We start from the raw sequence: 19269 nt of genomic DNA, 5'->3' as shown, positions 1-19269 counted from the left end.
TTTATGATAGAATATTCAAGAAGATATTTCTTTTAAGAAAGGGAAAAGATGACCAACATTTCAACTGATTTGCAAGATGTCGAAAAGATCATCGTACTGGACTATGGTAGCCAGTATAACCAACTTATCTCACGTCGTATCCGTGAGATTGGTGTCTTTTCAGAACTAAAAAGTCACAAGATTTCGGCTGACGAAGTCCGTGCTATCAATCCTATCGGGATTGTACTTTCAGGTGGTCCAAACTCTGTTTATGAAGAAGGCTCATTTGATATTGATCCAGAGATTTTTGAACTTGGAATTCCAATTTTAGGAATCTGCTACGGTATGCAGCTATTGACACACAAGCTTGGAGGAAAAGTTGTTCCTGCTGGGGACGCTGGTAACCGTGAATATGGACAATCAACTCTTACTCACACAGAATCAGCTCTTTTTGCGGGTACTCCAGAAGAACAACTTGTTTTGATGAGCCACGGGGATGCGGTTACAGAAATTCCTGCTGATTTCGTTCGTACTGGTACATCAGCTGACTGTCCATATGCAGCGATTGAAAATCCTGATAAACACATCTACGGTATCCAATTCCACCCCGAAGTTCGTCACTCAGTTCATGGCTATGATATCCTTCGTAACTTTGCCTTGAACATCTGTGGTGCCAAAGGTGATTGGACTATGGATAACTTCATCGAGATGCAAATCAAACAAATCCGTGAAAAAGTTGGAGATAAACGTGTTCTCCTTGGTCTTTCAGGTGGTGTTGACTCTTCAGTTGTTGGGGTTCTTCTCCAAAAAGCAATCGGAGATCAATTGATCTGTATCTTTGTAGACCACGGTCTTCTTCGTAAAGGAGAAGCTGACCAAGTTATGGATATGCTTGGTGGTAAGTTTGGTTTGAACATTGTCAAAGCAGATGCTGCTAAACGTTTCTTGGATAAACTTGCTGGTGTGTCTGATCCTGAACAAAAACGTAAGATTATCGGTAACGAATTTGTCTATGTCTTTGATGATGAAGCAAGCAAACTAAAAGATGTGAAATTCCTTGCGCAAGGAACTCTTTATACAGACGTTATCGAGTCAGGTACTGATACTGCTCAAACCATCAAGTCTCACCACAATGTGGGTGGACTTCCAGAAGACATGCAGTTTGAACTGATCGAACCACTCAACACTCTTTACAAGGATGAAGTTCGTGCTCTTGGTACTGAACTTGGTATGCCAGACCACATCGTATGGCGCCAACCATTCCCAGGTCCAGGTCTTGCAATCCGTGTCATGGGTGAAATCACTGAAGAAAAACTTGAAACTGTTCGTGAATCAGACGCAATCCTCCGTGAAGAAATCGCCAAAGCTGGTCTTGACCGCGATATCTGGCAATACTTCACTGTTAACACTGGCGTTCGTTCAGTAGGGGTTATGGGAGATGGTCGTACTTATGACTATACCATCGCTATCCGTGCCATCACTTCTATCGACGGAATGACAGCTGACTTCGCTAAGATTCCATGGGAAGTTCTTCAAAAAATCTCAGTTCGTATCGTAAATGAAGTTGACCACGTTAACCGCATCGTCTACGATATTACAAGTAAACCACCTGCAACTGTTGAGTGGGAATAGAGTAAATAAGTTAAAAAAAGCCTAGAAATCAATATTTCTAAGGCTTTTTATTTTACTTTGACAACATTTTACAACTAAAAAACTTAATCTTCTTCTGCCCTTAAGAACTTTTAACAATTTTGGTACTTTCTTAATTGAACTTTATAGCGTTCCTCTCACTACTCTGCTATTATCGAACAAGCCTGAACCACAGTAAGAAGTATTATCTCACAAAACTAATCTTAATGTTAAGAAATAGCCTTTTCATTGCTCAAAAAAACAGTAAAACCGACTTGGTCCTACTGTCTTATTTTTAAAATGTCTGGCGCTTAGCTTTTCGCTCTGCACGTCCACGAGCACGACCTTCTGCTCGCTTGGCTTTACGGCGTTTTTCATCGACGGCCCACTGGATTTTTTTCTTATATCCTGGTTTGACTTTTTTCTTTTTCTTTTTAACCAAGCCAATCATTTCGATATCCAGTTTTTCCTGTTTCTTCTCACGATTGGCACGACGATCGCGGTCATAGGTATCTTGGAATTCTCCGTCTTTAACCATCTTAGGCACAAACTTGATCCCTAGTTTCTCTAACTCACGAATATCTGAGTCGTCACTAGGCTGGTAAAGGGTAATGGCTGTACCAGGTAGACCATTACGTCCAGTTCGTCCAACACGGTGGACAAAGAAGGACAAGTCTTGTGGAATAGCATCATTGATAACATGGCTGACACCTTCAATGTCAATCCCACGCGCAGCCAGGTCAGTCGCAACAATATACTCAAAATCAAGGTTCTTCACTTGATTCATAATACGTTTACGTTCACGAGGTGCAATATCTCCATGAATCTTAGCTACTTTCAAGCCTTGAGCTGTTAAGTATGTATGCAATTCATCTGCACGAGTCTTAGTATTGACAAAAATCATGGCTAGATATGGCTGCATGACTTGAGTCAATTCATAAATCTGGGCATTCTTGTCACGTCCCTTAGTCGAAATCAACCAGTTATCAATAGTATCTGAGATAACTGTTTTGGTCTTGATTTTCTCCATAACAGGATTTGACAAGTATTTTTTCAAGAATGGTTGCAATTTTTGTGGGATAGTTGCTGAAAAGACCATGAACTGCAAGTCTTTTGGAAGACTTCCTGCAATCTTATCAACTGTTTCCAAGAATCCCATATCCAAGGTCATATCAGCTTCATCGACTACAAAGGTCTTAGCCTTGTGGATAGCCAAATCACCCGATTTTACCAAATCATAGATGCGACCTGGTGTTCCGATAACAATATGGGGCTGGTTGCTTGCTAATTTGTCAATCTGACGGGCCTTGTCTGTTCCACCAACGTAGTTCACAACACGAATCTCAACATCTGAATGTGATGCGATCTGACGAGCCGCTTGATAAATCTGTGTTGCTAACTCACGACTTGGAGCTGTAATAACCGCCTGCACACTATCGCTCTCTTCATCCAACTGTTGGAAAATTGGAAGCAAGAAAGTATGGGTTTTCCCTGAACCTGTTTTTGATTCACCAACCAAGTCTCGACCTGCCAAGACAATAGGAATCAACTTTTCCTGCACCTCGGTAGGAGTCGTAAACTTCAACTCCTCCAAAGCTTCTTCTATATATTTTTTAAATTTAAATTTCGTAAATGACATAATATCCTCGATTCTATCTATCTACTCATTATACCACATTTTGCTGCATTTCAGTTAAACTTTCGGTTTGGATAATCACTCCGAAATGTAAAAACATACCCGATTAAAGGCAAGAAAAATACTCTCTATCCATCCTAAACAGAGAGTATCGCTTTTTTATTTAAGCTCCCATTCTTTCATTAGCCAATCACAAAACTGTTGATAGCGTTGGTCGAGAGCTTCATGATGCCCATATGCATCAAAGGTGGAATATGTTGAGGGAACTGCTTCTGAAATCAGATCATGAAGTTCCCTTGCAAAAAGAGGAGCCTTAGACAGACGATTGGAATGATTGGCACCTTCTGTCTGACCATTTTGCAGATAAATAAGGCTTTGACTCTGTATCAAGTCATGTTCCCTACAAAAGTCTATAAAGTCTGGATACCAGAAAGAACCACAGATAGAAAAGATACAGGTCGCAGGAAGATGACTACTATAGAGACTATAAACAGCTGCAAGACCGCCCAGTGAATAGCCACCATAAGCAATCCTACTTTCATCAATCAAGTAGTCCTTTTTCAGAGTTGTTAGAATTCCTTGAAAGAGCTTCTGATGGTAGTCGTCTCCCTTCCCACCGAAATCTGGCGCCCCTTCTTTCAACGCCTTAGACTGCCAGGGTGTAAAGTCATTCAAGCGATTTTCTGGAATCAAGCCCACCAAAATCACAGATTGGGACAGGTCTGATAAATAATCCAGTTCCCCATCGTTTAAGAGCACAACTGGGTAGGTTTGTTTAGAGTCATAGTTTGAAGGAAGACTGACTCTAACACGAATCCCTTCCCAGTTAAACTCCCTATTTCTTGATAAAGTCATTGATCTTTTCAAGGGAATCAATCACTGCAGGGCCGTAGTCCATCAACTCATCGTAAGAGATGGTCATGATTTTTTGATTCTTGATTGCTGGGACATTTTCCAAAACAGCATTTGCCTTCATCAAATCCACTGCTTTTTCATCCAATTTTTGATTGCGGTCGCTGGTTACATAGATAATCAACTCTGGATCCATTGATACTAAGTTTTCCAAGGTCAAACCAGATGTTCCTGTTGCGACATTGGTATAACCAAGTTGGTTGAGCAAACTTTCTTGAAGGGCTGACTTGTAGGCACCAAAGGTTTCGTCATTGTAAGCAACCATAATCAGAGCTTTTTTCTTTTCACCCTGTGTTTCTGGATTGGCTTTTTTAACCGCATCGATTTTAGCTTGTAATTGCTCTGCGTATTGATTAGCCTTGTCTTGAACATTGAAAATGGTACCAAGATTCTTCACGTCTTCTACGATATTTCCCAAATCCTGTTGGATAGTTGAAAGTGAGGCTTTTTGCGTATAAACAGGGATTTTATTTTCATTCCAAGCACTGATCGTTCCCATTGACTTTTCAGAGAACATCATGTTTCGTCCCATCAAGGCATCTGGTTCATAAGAAAGAACCGTTTCTTGTGAGACAGATTTTTTATCGCCAATGTGAGGGATGGCTTCAATGGCATCCTTATATTTACCAGTTACGGCATTATCAGGATTGAGCATACCGGCAATTTTATCCTTCAAACCAAGTTCAAGCAGGATTTCAGTTGTTGAAAGATTGTTGGTGATGACCTTTTCAGGTGCCTTTTCAAAAACTTGTTCGACTTCATTTCCTTTGGCATCATAAGTTTTGATGGTTACAGGATAGTTGGTTTCTGTAGTAGATTTTTGACTTGTCTCTGCGCTTGATTGTGTGGTAGCTTTTTCTGTTGAACTATTTCCACAAGCTGCTAAAGTTAAGGTAGCTACTGTTAGGAGCAAAATACTGAGTGATTTTTTCATGTTTTGTTTTCCTTTTCATTTTTTATAAATAGTGAATCATGGCTTGCTGGTCTTCCGTCCAAGTAACCCTACTTTGGACGCCATAGACAGCCTGCAAAGACTCTGGTGTGATGGTCTCTTTTGGAGTTCCTTGGTAAACAATTTCTCCTTCTTTCATCAGATAGAGATAGTCTGAATAGCGACAAGCTAGCTGAATATCGTGTAAGACTGCTAGTACATTGATATGGAGATGTTTGACAATGGTTAACAAGTCTAGCTGGTACTTGATATCTAAATGATTGGTTGGTTCATCCAAAAGCAAGAGGGTCGGCTCTTGAGCCAAGGCGCGTGCCAATAAAACCCGCTGCTTCTCTCCTCCTGACAAAGAAGAGTAGAGTCGATTTCTCTTTTCGAACATATCTACCTTGATCAGAGCATCCTCAACCAAGGCAAAGTCTTTTTCTTTTTCCTTTTGTAAGAAAGAGAGATGGGGTGTTCTGCCCAGCATGACGATTTCCTCGACCTTACAATCAAATTGTAACTGATTAAACTGCGTGACGACTGCCATCTGCTTTGCCGTTTCCTTGACGCTCATTTGTTCCAAGGGTTTTCCATTTAGAGAAATCAAGCCTTGATCAGGCTTTTCCTGTCGATAGAGGAGTTTCAGCAAGCTAGTCTTCCCACTTCCATTGGGTCCCAAAATGGTATGAAATTGCTTGCCCTCCAGTTTGAGCGACACTCCTTTGAGAATTTTTTTCTCTCCGATTTCAAAGTGAATATCCTGGCACATTAAGTCCATATCAGACCTTCACCTCCCCTCGTCTACTTCCAACCATGTAAATAAAGAAAGGGGCACCTACTAGGGCTGTGAAAATCCCAATCGGCAGTTCAGCATTTTGAATCAAGACACGAGCAAGGACATCTGCCCAAACAACAAATAGTGCGCCGAGCAAAGTAGCTATCGGAAAAAGTCTTCTGTAATTTGTCCCCACCAAGCTTCGTGCCAAATGAGGTGTGATGAGACCAACAAAACCAATAATCCCACAGGTCGATACCAAGATTGCTGTCATTATAGCCACAATCGTCACATAAAGATACCAGTAAAAACGTAGGGGAATCCCTAAGGTCAAAGCCGCCTCATCACCCATCATCATGGCATTAAAAACACGATATTGGGTAGAGAAAAATAAAAAAGCAATTCCCACGATTATAGTTGGCAGGGTTAAGTGAGCCCAGGAAGTCCCCGCTAAAGAACCCATGGTCCAAAACTTGATGGTCATAACACTATCAGCATTAGCGCCAATTGAGATAATAAAGTTTGAAAAAGCCAAAAATAGTGCATTTACAACCGTTCCTGATAAAATCAGGCTGGAAGTTGTCATCCTGCCTTGCATGGAAGCAATCAGAAGGACTGCAACTGTTGCCACAAGCGCTCCAAGGAAAGAGCCAAGACCAATCATGACCTTAAACCCGAGAATGATGCTCAAAGTCGCACCAAAGGTTGCCCCAGCTGAAATTCCTAAAACATAGGGTTCTGCGATTGGATTATTGACCGTTGACTGCATGACGCTACCACACATGGAAAGGCCTGCACCAACTATCAAACCAAGAAAAACCCGTGGTAATCTCATATTCCAAACAATAGCAAGTGTAGACTTCGAAAGGTCTCCTATATCCAGAGGGGCCCCCATCTTACTTAAAATAATTCTATAAGTATCACTCAAGCTAATCTGAACAGACCCCATAGAAACAGCTAGAAACAGAGAGACACCCAAAACTCCGAGCAACAGAGCTAGGAGAAAAACATATCGCAGGTTTTGATGGCTTCCAGAAGATTTGGAAATCATGAAACCCTCCCTTAATAAAATTAAAAATTTAGACAATTTTCATAAATAGTATACCATATTTCCAAGACAGGAACAAGGCTAGAAAGATACAGATAAAAAGACTGTTGAAATTAGAGAGCTGATTGAGCTCAGGCTAAAATCCTAGTGAACCAAAAATCTCCCCCAAGGGAGACATATCTGGTTTATTTTACCTTACAGTGCTAGGAACCGTAACCGACGATAATACTTGAGTATATCGAGGCAAGGTGAAAAAATAAAAAAAGGTCTCTGAAGTCAGAGAACTCATTTGAGCTCGGGCTAAAATCCTAGTGAAAAAGATGAAACTCCTTGTGTTCATCGAACACTGTGTCCTTTCCCTATTTTCATACGGATTTTTAATGCCCTTAGCATCATGATTCTTGCTGGATAAAACGTTTATAGACTAGGCGGCAAGCCGAAGATTGTACAAAAATTTTAGTGAAACAAAAAAATCTCCCCGAAGGGAGAAGATCTGGTTTATTTTACCTTACAGTGCTAGGAACCGTAACCGAAGAACATACTTGAGTATATCGAGGTAAGGTGACAAAATTAAAAAAAGGCTACTCAATCGAGTAGCCTTATGTTCAAGATATGCTCAATTGAACACGGCATTAGCACTTGGCAAAAACAAAAAGCCCTCTGAAGTCAGAGAACTCATTTGAGCTCGGGCTAAAATCCTAGTGAAAAAGATGAAACTCCTTGTGTTCATCGAACACTGTGTCCTTTCCCTATTTTCATACGGATTTTTAACGCCCTTAGCATCATGATTCTTGCTGGATAAAACGTTTATAGACTAGGCGGAAAGCCGAAGATTGTACTGATGGTACATCGAGGCGAAGCCAACGAAGTATAGAAACGTTTTAGACGCAAGATTAGCGACGAAGTCCAAGAGAGTTGATTAACTCACGGTAACGGTTAACGTCGTTTTTACGCAAGTATGCAAGCAAGTTACGACGGCGACCGATTTTCTTCATCAATCCACGGTAAGTAGCGTGGTCTTTTTTGTGTTGTTTGATGTGTTCGTTAAGGTGGTTGATTTCCCAAGTAAGGACAGCAACTTGAACCTCTACTGAACCTGTATCACCTTCGTGACGTGCATATTGTGCGATGATTTCATTTTTTTTCTCTTTTGAGATTGCCATGATGTTTCTCCTTTTTATTTGGCTTCATCCGAGTGACAGGTTGGCATGCCTGTAACCAAGAAGAAGTTATTTGTCTTTACGACAATTTCTATTCTACCAGTAACTAACTTCTTTGTCAACTGATTTACTATTCTTACTGCAAATATGCTATAATATTCATAGGAAGGATATCTAAGTTGATAGTTTTATAACGAGGTGATTACCATGCGTAAATTGTTCAAATATCTCCCCTACTATCTGGTCGTATTTTTCTTTTATTGTCCACTTTATGGATTATTTATACTACTATTACAGAATCCAAAACTAACGGAGCTCTATCTTCTAAATATATTCATCATTTCGCCCATCATAGTTTTTATAGTTTCTCTTCTTTATAGCTACCGATTTGGTTTTTCACTTCATTGGCTTTTAGGTAGTTGCTTACTCTATGGATTTACTATCATTCCTTTCAGAGAATTTATCATTGTTTATTTCCTAGCCTATGAAATCCTTATTCTACTAGGTACAGTTATTGGTGCCACTATCAGGTATCTGGTTCAAAAACTGAAAAACAAAAAACTTTCACAAAATCCTTGAAAAATCTCGCAATCATGCTATAATAATGCATAGAGACAAGTCGCTTAGAATCTTTCTTTTAGAGAGTGCGTGGTTGCTGAGAACGCATAGGAAGTCTAAACTGATACTACTCTACTAACTTTTATGCAAACATAAAACGGTGGCCACGTTAGAGCCAATCAGAGGTGTCAACAGTTTTGTTGTACATAAATGAAGGTGGAACCACGTTGCGACGTCCTTTCGAGGAGGTCGCTTTTTGTTTTTCTTGATTTAAGTCTGTAAAAATAGGGAAACACTTCTGCTATAAAAATAATTGATAACTAATAATATAAGGAGAAAATCATGATTAAAATTACTTTCCCAGATGGCGCTGTTCGTGAATTCGAATCTGGCGTTACAACTTTTGAAATTGCTCAATCTATCAGCAATTCCCTAGCTAAAAAAGCCCTTGCTGGTAAATTCAACGGCAAACTCATCGACACTACTCGTGCCATCACTGAAGACGGAAGCATCGAAATCGTGACACCTGATCACGAAGATGCTCTTCCAATCTTGCGCCACTCAGCAGCTCACTTGTTTGCCCAAGCAGCTCGTCGCCTTTTCCCAGATATTCACTTGGGTGTTGGTCCAGCTATCGAAGATGGTTTCTACTACGATACAGACAACCAAGCGGGTCAAATCTCTAACGAAGACCTTCCTCGTATCGAAGAAGAAATGAAGAAAATCGTTAAAGAAAACTTCCCATCAATCCGTGAAGAAGTGACTAAAGACGAGGCGCGTGAAATCTTCAAAAATGATCCATACAAGTTGGAATTGATTGAAGAACACTCAGAAGATGAGGGCGGTTTGACTATCTACCGTCAAGGTGAATATGTAGACCTTTGCCGTGGCCCACACGTCCCATCAACAGGTCGCATCCAAATCTTCCACCTTCTTAATGTAGCTGGTGCTTACTGGCGTGGTAATAGCGACAATGCTATGATGCAACGGATCTACGGTACAGCTTGGTTTGACAAGAAAGACTTGAAGAACTACCTTCAAATGCGTGAAGAAGCCAAAGAACGTGACCATCGTAAACTTGGGAAAGAGCTTGACCTCTTCATGATTTCTCAAGAAGTTGGTCAAGGTCTTCCATTCTGGTTGCCAAATGGAGCGACTATCCGTCGTGAGTTGGAACGCTACATCGTCGACAAGGAAATCGCTGCTGGCTACCAACACGTCTACACTCCACCAATTGCCTCAGTTGAACTTTACAAGACTTCTGGTCACTGGGATCACTACCGTGAAGATATGTTCCCAACCATGGATATGGGTGATGGTGAAGAATTCGTTCTTCGTCCAATGAACTGTCCTCACCATATCGAGGTCTTTAAACACCACGTTCACTCATACCGTGAATTGCCAATCCGTATTGCTGAAATCGGTATGATGCACCGTTATGAAAAATCTGGTGCTCTTACAGGACTTCAACGTGTACGTGAAATGTCCCTTAATGACGGTCATACCTTCGTAACACCTGAACAAATCAAAGATGAGTTCCAACGTACACTTCAATTGATTATCGACGTTTACGAAGATTTCAACTTGACTGACTATCGTTTCCGTTTATCATATCGTGACCCTCAAGATACTCACAAATATTTTGATAATGATGAAATGTGGGAAAACGCTCAACGTATGTTGAAATCAGCTATGGATGACATGGGACTTGACTACTTTGAAGCTGAAGGTGAAGCAGCCTTCTACGGACCAAAATTGGATATCCAAGTCAAGACAGCTCTTGGTAAAGAAGAAACTCTTTCTACTATCCAGCTTGACTTCTTGCTTCCAGAACGCTTCGACCTTAAATACATCGGAGCTGATGGTGAAGAGCACCGTCCAGTTATGATCCACCGTGGGGTTATCTCAACCATGGAACGCTTTACAGCTATCTTGATTGAAAACTACAAGGGTGCCTTCCCAACATGGTTGGCACCACACCAAGTAACCCTCATCCCAGTATCTAACGAAAAACACGTGGACTACGCTTGGGAAGTAGCGAAGAAACTACGTGACCGTGGGGTCCGTGCTGATGTGGATGAACGCAATGAAAAAATGCAGTTCAAGATCCGCGCTTCTCAAACACAAAAAATTCCTTACCAATTGATCGTCGGTGACAAGGAAATGGAAGAGAAGGCTGTAAACGTTCGCCGTTATGGTCAAAAAGAAACAGAAACAATGCCGGTAGATGCATTTGTAGAATTGATTCTTGCAGATATTGCCAACAAATCACGAGTTGAAAAATAAACGATAAAATCTGGGATAATATTTCCAGCTAGCTAAAAAAGCAACAACTGAAAACGTTGTTGCTTCTTTATTTAACCTAAGCTAGTAGTGATTGATCAAACCACCACAAATAGTAGACTCATCAACAATCCTTTCTATCCATTAACTTTTGGATATAGGATATCCTCCCAAGATTTGCTTCCTCGACTTAGATAAGTTCAATATCCTCAATCATTGTCTGCTTCATTTTCTTTTACGCGATCTTTTTGTGAATCTTTTTCAGAGAGTTTTTGATCGATATACTTGTTAATGGTTTCATAAAATTCCTTGGTCATTTCACTATCTAATTTTGTCGAATTATGGACTTGATTGACTTTCAATTGAACAGATTGAATACCGTAAGAGGCTTGTTTTTGGCAAATGGTTTCTAATTCTTCTTCTGAAATCGGATCTCCAACAACTGTCAAGACCAATTCATTATCCCTAGACTTGTAGACTTGATTAATGACCGTATGATTGGCGAACTCTTTTCCTACAAACTGTTTAATCCCTTCTTTTCGCGCTTGATCCATCGTCAGAGTGACTGCTGAATAGCTGGCTGGAAGAACCAATAATACAATCAAGGATATCAACCCAATTTTCATTTTAATATTTAGCTCTTTAAATGAACTTAAAGGAGATTTTCTCATCAAAATTCTTGTTCCAACAATGTTGGCTAGCATGATAAAAACACAGTTGATCAAGAAAAGATAGAGAGCCCCAAATAAAAATCGTACATTTCCATTAGCTAAACCATAACCTGCAGTACAGATAGGTGGCATCAGAGCTGTTGCAATGGCTACTCCAGGCACGATATTATTTGCTTCTTTTTTCCTTGAACCAATTACACCTGCTATCCCACCAGCAATAGCAATGAGAACATCCCAAATAGTTGGAGAGGTTCGTGCAATCAACTCGCTACTTGCATAAGATAAGGGAGAAATCCAGAAATACAGAGTCGAGACAAGCAAACTGACCAATACTTGAGTAAATAAAACCTCTAGAGATTGCTTGATTAAACGCGTATCAAAAATAGCTAAACCGAATCCCAGTCCAACAATCGGTGTCATAAGAGGGGAAATCAGCATGGCTCCAATAATGACAGCTGTTGAATTCATATTTAGACCTATAGAGGCAATAAAAATCGCACACATCAAAATCACTGTATCTCTTAATCGAACATGAAGGTCATCATATAATTTCTCACGGTATTCACGTGTTGAATAGTTTCCGGTCATTGGTTACTCCTTTTATTTCATATAATCTTGTTTCTGCAAAGACGATGGCAGAGAGACTTCTGTCCAATCTTACATATTTTTTATTCTCACCTGTCATTCTTTTGAAAATTATCCTTTAAATATCCATCAGTCCATCCTACATATTATATCAAAAATTTTACGGTCTTTCTCTGAAGAACTCAATCAATTTAAGAGATAGAGAAAGGTAGAAATTTTTGTTTCCTTATCCAAAGAAGAAAAAAACGTTATCTCCTTTGAAAGAAGATAACGTTTTAATGTTTAAACATGATGAGTGTGTTTGGTTTTCCAATTTTGTATCATGCAAACCACCCAAGGTGGTGTGATCCCCAAGGTAAACCCGCAAATTATGACTACTAAGATAGAGTATTCAATATAATCTAGGATTCCTCCGTCAAAATAACTTTCAGACTTTACATTATATCCTTTATTTTTATATTTGAACAATCTTGCGATAGCTTCTTGAAGTAATCATAAAGATTAGAACATAGACTAAAGCAAAGATACCACAGATAGAAAGGGTTACACTTAACATCATGGCTGAATCAACAACACCAACGACCTTGAGAATCAGGCTCAACATGTGATAAGCAAAAGCCAGATGAAGGAAGGCAAAGGCCAGAGGTAGGAAGAAAACAGTCAAGACCTGCTTGTTAATGGTTTGCTTGATTTGTTTTTGATCCAAACCAACCTTTTGCAGAATGACAAAGCGTTCACGGTCTTCATAACCTTCTGAAATTTGTTTATAGTAGATAACGAGTACAGTACCAACCATAAAGATGATAGAGAGAAAAATACCGATAAAGAGGACTCCACCAAAGAGAGCGTTCATTTCGACAGTTGACTCACTCGCAATGTTTGCACCGTAAACCATACCATCCTCGTTCTTGAGATTGTGACTGAAATTATTCACATACGCATCGAAATCATCAGATAGCTTTAACTGTTCCTCTTTACTTGCTGTCACATCCATTCCACCATATAGCTGAGTGTATATAGCAGAATCCTGGTATTTATCTAAAAAGTCCTGCAAATTTGAGACAACAAGGTAGTTATAATCTGAGATCAAAAGTACATACTGGTTAGCAACATGGTCTCTGAGGAAATCTTGCTGGATTTCTTGCTTGATCGTATAGTTCTGATTGTTCAGACTGAATGCTTTTTGACCTTTAAGGCCATCGTTCTTAGCGAATAGTCCCACCTCATTATTCGTAAGGTTCAGCTTTTGTCCAGTCATTTTTTCATAGTCTTTTTGATCAAAAACTAGGAAAACTGTCTTGGGCATAACACTATTTTGACCTTTTGCAAAGGTGGTTAATTTGATACCATCTTGACTAGAAAGGCCGAAACTTGCATAGCTAAGAACATCCTTAGTGCTGATTGTTAGGTTCTTTTCCTTGGCATACTGAGTTAAAAGTTGGTCTAAATCCTCAACTTCTACATTTTGTCCTGAAATTGACATATCGTGAGGATACAGGAGTTTTTTAATATTTTCAGAACCATTGTAGATACTGGTTGCTGCCGACATGGTGACCAAAACCATGGTGGAAAGGATGGCGATAGTCGCTAAACCAACCGCATTTTTCTTCATACGGAAAATAAGGTTAGAAACAGAGATGAGATTGTTAGGTTTGTAGTAATATTTCTTGTTTTTCTTGAGCATTTTCAAGAAAACTGTAATCCCAGCATTGAACAAGAGATAGGTTCCTAAAATGACCAGTATTACAGCTAAAAAGAAGGTAGAAATAGCTAATAGAGCATTTGTTACGCTTTGAGCTAGATAATAGCCACTACCTAAAGAGAGTAGTCCCAAGATTGTCTGAAACACTAGGAAACGGCCCTTCTTCTCACCTTTTGCTTTCTCACGAGATAGTTGAAGAGCATCCATACGGATAATGCGGATAGCATTTAGGAAGACAATGACTAAAAAGATAAGACCAAATACCAGAAGGATGGAAAGGACTACGGGCCATTGGAAGGTTGCGACTAACTCCACCTTCATCTTTGAAAGTTTGAGCAATAAAGCGAAAATCAGATTGTCAAAGAGGGCACCAATCCCAATCCCAGCAGTGACTGTTACTAGACCAAAAATCAGGAGTTCCTTGAAGGTCATACCAATCAAATGTCGCTTTTCTAGTCCCAACATGCCATATATACCCAGTTCTTTGGAACGATTTTTCATGACAAAACTGTTGGCATAAAGGACGATAATGGCAGATGCAAGTGTTACTACGATGAGACCTAGTTGTAGGGTAAATTGAATAGAAGATCCACCCCGCATTTCTACCATTTTAGGATTAAAAGTTAATGAATAAAATAGGTAGCTGATAGTAACTGCAAGGAGAACTGCTAGTGCAAAAGGATAATAGAGTTTGCGGTTTTTGATTAAGTTGGATACGGCCAACTTATTGGTTAATCGAAACATACTAGTTCACCTCACTTGCCATAACAGTCAAGGTGTCAGAGATTTCTTGGAACATCTGACGTTCAGTCTTTTCACCACGGTAGATTTGATTGTAAAGAATGCCGTCCTTGATGAAGAGGACACGTTTCGCACGACTTGCTGCAGCTGTTGAATGGGTTACCATGAGAATGGTTTGTCCTTGTTCATTGATCTGATCAAAAATATCAAGGAGGGCTGCAGATGACTTAGAATCTAGAGCTCCTGTTGGCTCATCAGCAAGGAGAATTTCTGGTTCTGTAATGATAGCGCGGGCTACTGCTACCCGTTGCTTTTGTCCACCAGAGATTTCATAAGGGTACTTCTCCTGCAATTGGTTGATGCCAAGATTTTCAGCCGTCACTACCAATTTTTTCATCATTTCAGTAATAGGCTTTCTAGACAATACCAAAGGGAGTAAGATATTGTCTTTAACAGAAAGCGTATCTAACAAATTGAAGTCTTGGAAGACAAAGCCTAACTTTTCACGACGGAAGCTTGATGCTTCAGTATTTTTAATGGTAGCTGTGTCTGTTCCGTTTAGGAAGACCTGACCACGAGTTGGTTTGTCAAGCATGGCGAGAATATTGAGTAGGGTTGATTTCCCAGAACCAGACTCACCCATAATGGCAACGTAGTCGCCTTTTTCTACAGTGAAGTGAATATCTTTCAGGGCTTCTACTTGGTTGCCTTGGAAACGTGTTTTATAAATCTTTTGAACGTGTTTTACATCTAATAGTGTCATGATAATCTCCTTTTTAATATCCCATTAATTGAAACTGAGCTTGCATCATTTCGATGCCAAGCTGAACTCGCTCGATATCCTTTGGACTCGGCTTACTTGTTTGTTTCTTTTGTAAAATTGTTTTCATGGTTTCTCTCCTTTTTCTTTATGCTCTAAGTTTACTCCAAAAAAAGATGGCTTGCCATAACATAACCTTACAAAAGAGGCCTTTAATCTTACATTTTTGTAAGATTACATTTTTTATCTAATTGAAGCCGTTTTTCTCACCATATCAAGGTCTAAAGAAGAGCTTGAAAGGTTTCTTCCAAGCTCTTCACAATTCTTTTCATTCAATCAGTAAATTCACTTCAGAGAACTTAATCCTCACAGTTGTTCCTTGCCCAAGTTCGGATTCTATTTGAATCTGATGTCCTAATTCTTGGCTGATTTTCTGGGTTAGATAGAGCCCAAGTCCAGATGACTGCTGGGTCATACGCCCATTATAGCCTGAAAATCCGCGTTCAAAAACTCGCAATTGATCACTGTTTTTAATGCCAATCCCAGTATCTTTGATGCAAAGTTTTTGATCTTCCATATAGATCTCAATTCCACCTTCATTTGTGTATTTGAGGCTATTTGAAAGGATTTGTTCAATAACTACTAACAGCCATTTTTTATCCGTCACAATGCTTCTATCCAAGTCATGCAGATTAACACTTAATCCTTTCTGGATAAAGAAAATGGCATATTTGCGAATGACTTCCTTGACCAAATCCTCCACATTTTCTTTCTTCAACACCAGATCGTCATGGAAGCTCTCTAAGCGTAGGTATTGGAGAACGAGGTTTGTATAGGAATCAATCTTAAAAATTTCCTGTTCCAACTGTTGTTTTAGTTGGCGATCTTCCACCTCACTCACGAGAAGTTTACTGGCTGAAATGGGTGTTTTTATCTGATGCACCCAGAGAGTATAGTAGTCCACCAAGTCATTATAGCGGTTTTCAGCATCTGATTTCTTTTGGTAGAGTTCCTCTTCACTTTTCTCTAATTTTTCAGTCAATAGAGCCTCCATTGGTGACTTGGCTTCTCTTTTTCCGTAAAATAATTCCTTACGATAGCGTTGCAATTCTATCAAGAAATCATAGACCAAAAACAAAAGTGTCAAAAAGGTAGATAGAAAGAAGAAATAGTTAAAGTAAGGCACTTGGTTATCAAATAAGACCTCAAAGAGAAAAAGTAAACCTGTAAGTAAGAGAATAAACACGAAAAAACGGCTACGCGAACGGATATAAGCTAGAAAATAACTTTTGAAATCAAGCATGTTTCAATCCGTACCCTATTCCTTTCTTGGTTTCAATAAAACCAATCAAACCTTCTTCTTCCAACTTCTTGCGCAAGCGGGCGACGTTTACGGACAAGGTATTATCATCGATAAAAAAGTCACTATTCCAGAGCTCCCGCATCAGGTCGTCACGTGCCACAATATTACCTGCATGCTCAAATAAAACTCGTAAAATCTGAAATTCATTCTTGGTTAGGCTGATAGCTTTGCCATTGACATGCACATCCATAGACTTGGTATTGAGAATAACTCCAGCATACTCAAGGAGACTTTCATCCCGTCCAAACTCATAGGAACGACGCAATAAGCCCTGTACCTTGGCTAAAAGAACCTGCTGGTCAAAAGGCTTGGTTACAAAATCATCCGCACCCATATTAATAGCCATAACGATGTCCATGGCCTGGTCTCTCGAAGATAGAAACATAATAGGAACTTTGGAAATCTTGCGAATTTCCTGGCACCAGTGATAACCATTAAAGAGAGGCAAGCCGATATCCATGAGAACCAGGTGAGGTTCAGACTGAACAAATAGTGTTAGAACCTCCATGAAATCTTCTACCATGACTACCTCAAATCCCCATTCGGAGAGCATTTTCCCAACTTGTTGACGGATAACTGGATCATCTTCTACTAGTAAAATCTTATGCATCTGCTCCTCCTTTTTCTATATTATAGCAAAATTCTCCTGACTACTAGCGAAATTGATGCAAATCTGATAAGATAAAAGTAAAGAAAGGAGTTCCCATGTCCAATATTTTCGACTACCTAACTGACGTTCAATACGATTCTTTTTATGATGTTCCCTTGAATGAACTGGATATACTTGCTTTTACAGAGCTGACTTATCTTCCTTTTGATAACTTATTGGAACAGCCTGTCAATCGTTTAAGTGATGTCGCAACTCGCGTCCCTCGAGAAAGCACCATGTTGACCAATAAAGAACGTCTGCAACTTTTAGACCAGCTTGCCCAACACAAACGTTTTAGAAATTGCAAGCTATCAAACTTTATTAACGAGATTGACACTGAGCAACAGAAACAGTTTGCTGCTATGACCTATCGCCTTGATTTAGATACTTATCTGATTGTCTTTCGAGGTACAGACGATAGTATTATTGGTTGGAAGGAAGATTTCCACATGACCTACATGAAGGAAATCCCTGCCCAAAAGCACGCTCTTGAATACTTGGAGGATTTCTTTACCCAACATCCAAAACAGAAAGTGATTGTTGCTGGACATTCTAAAGGTGGGAATCTGGCTGTCTATGCTGCCAGTCAAATCCAGTCTGAATTGCAAGAAAAAATCTCCGCAGTTTATACCTATGACGCACCTGGTTTGCAGGCTCATCTGACTGAGACCACTGGTTATCAAGATGTTATTCCAAAAATTCACCGTTTCGTCCCACAAGGTTCTGTCATTGGCATGATGCTGGAAGTTCCTGATACTCCTATCGTCGTCAAATCTACGGCTCTCGGGGGTATTGCTCAACATAGCACCTTTAGCTGGCAAACTGAAGGACACCACTTTGTCCAACTTGAGGCAATTAGTAGCGAGAGTCTCCAAATTAAAGACACTCTCAAAGAATGGGTGGATAGTGTTCCCGATGAGGAACTGGAGCTCTACTTCGATCTCTTCTTTGGTACCATTCTAGAATCTGGAATCAGTTCCATTAATGAACTGTCTTCTAAAAATGCTATTGACCATGTTCGACAACTTGTTTCTCAAGCCCAGACACTGGAGCCCGAGCAAGTTGAAATCTTAAAAAATCTGACACAACTCCTACTGGATGCTCGTTTCCAAGCCTGGAAAAATCATTTTTAATAACAAGAAAGTCCCTCCATAAAGGAAGGGACTTTCTTGTTGATTCCTTATTTTATTCTTCTGTGTTATACTAGTAGGAGTAAATGCTTTGAAAGAGGAAATCCTATGAAAATCCATAAAACTGTGAACCCTGTTGCTTATGAAAACACTTATTATCTTGAAGGAGACCAACACCTGATTGTTGTTGATCCTGGTAGCCATTGGGAGGCTATTCGCAAGACTATCGAGAACATTAACAAACCCATCTGTGCAATTCTCCTAACCCACACCCACTACGATCATATTATGAGTCTGGACTTGGTCAGAGATACTTTTGGAAATCCTCCAGTGTATGTAGCGGAAAGCGAAGCTTCTTGGCTCTACACTCCAGTCGACAACCTTTCTGGTCTTCCTCGACACGACGATATGGCAGATGTCGTATGTAAACCAGCTGAACATACCTTTGTCTTTCATGAAGAATACCAGATTGATGAGTTCCGCTTTACTGTATTACCAACTCCAGGCCACTCTATCGGAGGAGTTTCATTTGTTTTTCCAGATGCCCAGCTAGTCTTAACGGGTGATGCTCTCTTCCGAGAAACTATTGGACGAACAGACCTACCTACTGGTAGCATGGAACAACTCCTTCATAGTATCCAAACCCAGCTCTTCACCCTTCCGAACTACGATGTCTATCCAGGACATGGTCCAGCTACGACTATTGCCCACGAAAAAACCTTTAATCCATTTTTCTAGCAAGCTAAAAACCAAG

General features: G+C 39.9%; 16 protein-coding genes. 5 read left to right on the top strand and 11 right to left on the bottom strand.

The features are described 5' to 3' along the window. Positions 1-48 precede the first annotated feature (48 nt). Positions 49-1611, top strand: coding sequence for a glutamine-hydrolyzing GMP synthase (guaA, locus tag PCY08_RS00880; protein WP_301559132.1), 1563 nt, complete (start codon positions 49-51; stop codon positions 1609-1611). Between the two features lie 292 nt (positions 1612-1903). On the opposite strand, the gene PCY08_RS00875 is transcribed toward guaA, so the two are convergent. The 6 genes from PCY08_RS00875 to rpsO form a co-directional block, all read right to left on the bottom strand. Beyond that, positions 1904-3247 carry a DEAD/DEAH box helicase gene (locus PCY08_RS00875; RefSeq protein WP_301559131.1) on the bottom strand — a complete coding sequence of 448 codons (1344 nt, stop codon included), beginning with the start codon at positions 3245-3247 and terminating at the stop codon, positions 1904-1906. Positions 3248-3403: 156 nt separating this feature from the next. After that, positions 3404-4099 (bottom strand): alpha/beta hydrolase-fold protein, encoded by a 696-nt coding sequence (locus PCY08_RS00870; protein ID WP_301559130.1) that lies wholly within the window; start codon positions 4097-4099, stop codon positions 3404-3406. After that, the gene (locus tag PCY08_RS00865; protein WP_301559129.1) at positions 4080-5090 is read right to left on the bottom strand and encodes an ABC transporter substrate-binding protein; all 1011 of its coding nucleotides are present in this window, start codon (positions 5088-5090) and stop codon (positions 4080-4082) included. The genes PCY08_RS00870 and PCY08_RS00865 overlap by 20 nt, the downstream gene beginning before the upstream one ends. Positions 5091-5112: 22 nt before the next feature. Next, positions 5113-5868, bottom strand: a complete 756-nt coding sequence (locus tag PCY08_RS00860) for an ABC transporter ATP-binding protein (protein WP_301559128.1) — start codon at positions 5866-5868, stop codon at positions 5113-5115. Between the two features lies 1 nt (position 5869). Continuing rightward, entirely contained in the window at positions 5870-6916 is a 1047-nt protein-coding gene (locus PCY08_RS00855) for an iron ABC transporter permease (RefSeq protein WP_301559127.1), read from the bottom strand. A gap of 890 nt (positions 6917-7806) precedes the next feature. Then, positions 7807-8076, bottom strand: a complete 270-nt coding sequence (rpsO, locus tag PCY08_RS00850; protein WP_001018251.1) for a 30S ribosomal protein S15 — start codon at positions 8074-8076, stop codon at positions 7807-7809. Positions 8077-8280: 204 nt separating this feature from the next. On the opposite strand from rpsO, the gene PCY08_RS00845 reads away from it, so the two are divergent. Both PCY08_RS00845 and thrS read left to right on the top strand, forming a co-directional pair. Continuing rightward, on the top strand, positions 8281-8652 hold the full coding sequence (locus tag PCY08_RS00845; RefSeq protein ID WP_301559126.1) for a hypothetical protein: 372 nt from the start codon (positions 8281-8283) through the stop codon (positions 8650-8652). A gap of 321 nt (positions 8653-8973) precedes the next feature. Beyond that, positions 8974-10917 carry a threonine--tRNA ligase gene (gene thrS / locus PCY08_RS00840; protein ID WP_060955492.1) on the top strand — a complete coding sequence of 648 codons (1944 nt, stop codon included), beginning with the start codon at positions 8974-8976 and terminating at the stop codon, positions 10915-10917. Between the two features lie 206 nt (positions 10918-11123). Here the strand turns inward: thrS and PCY08_RS00835 are convergent, their stop codons facing one another. From PCY08_RS00835 to PCY08_RS00815, 5 genes are all read right to left on the bottom strand, one after another. Beyond that, positions 11124-12173, bottom strand: a complete 1050-nt coding sequence (locus PCY08_RS00835) for a DUF389 domain-containing protein (protein WP_301559125.1) — start codon at positions 12171-12173, stop codon at positions 11124-11126. Positions 12174-12624: 451 nt separating this feature from the next. After that, the gene (locus PCY08_RS00830) at positions 12625-14616 is read right to left on the bottom strand and encodes an ABC transporter permease (protein WP_301559124.1); all 1992 of its coding nucleotides are present in this window, start codon (positions 14614-14616) and stop codon (positions 12625-12627) included. Position 14617: 1 nt separating this feature from the next. Beyond that, positions 14618-15376 carry an ABC transporter ATP-binding protein gene (locus PCY08_RS00825; protein ID WP_000173364.1) on the bottom strand — a complete coding sequence of 253 codons (759 nt, stop codon included), beginning with the start codon at positions 15374-15376 and terminating at the stop codon, positions 14618-14620. A gap of 325 nt (positions 15377-15701) precedes the next feature. Continuing rightward, the gene (locus PCY08_RS00820; protein ID WP_301559123.1) at positions 15702-16676 is read right to left on the bottom strand and encodes an ATP-binding protein; all 975 of its coding nucleotides are present in this window, start codon (positions 16674-16676) and stop codon (positions 15702-15704) included. After that, positions 16669-17346 (bottom strand): response regulator transcription factor, encoded by a 678-nt coding sequence (locus PCY08_RS00815; protein ID WP_000548968.1) that lies wholly within the window; start codon positions 17344-17346, stop codon positions 16669-16671. Before PCY08_RS00815 ends, PCY08_RS00820 begins: the two co-directional genes overlap by 8 nt. Positions 17347-17441: 95 nt before the next feature. Here PCY08_RS00815 and PCY08_RS00810 point away from each other — a divergent pair, with 95 nt between their 5' ends. Together PCY08_RS00810 and PCY08_RS00805 are read left to right on the top strand one after the other, a co-directional pair. After that, on the top strand, positions 17442-18518 hold the full coding sequence (locus PCY08_RS00810) for a DUF2974 domain-containing protein (RefSeq protein WP_301559122.1): 1077 nt from the start codon (positions 17442-17444) through the stop codon (positions 18516-18518). Between the two features lie 105 nt (positions 18519-18623). Then, entirely contained in the window at positions 18624-19253 is a 630-nt protein-coding gene (locus tag PCY08_RS00805; protein WP_301559121.1) for an MBL fold metallo-hydrolase, read from the top strand. Positions 19254-19269: the final 16 nt, after the last annotated feature.

Source organism: Streptococcus sp. SO4 (assembly GCF_030440055.1).
Classification (GTDB): Bacteria; Bacillota; Bacilli; order Lactobacillales; family Streptococcaceae; genus Streptococcus; species Streptococcus nidrosiense.
The sequence above is the reverse complement of the archived record's forward strand: the minus strand, read 5'-3'. Positions and strand labels throughout refer to the sequence as shown.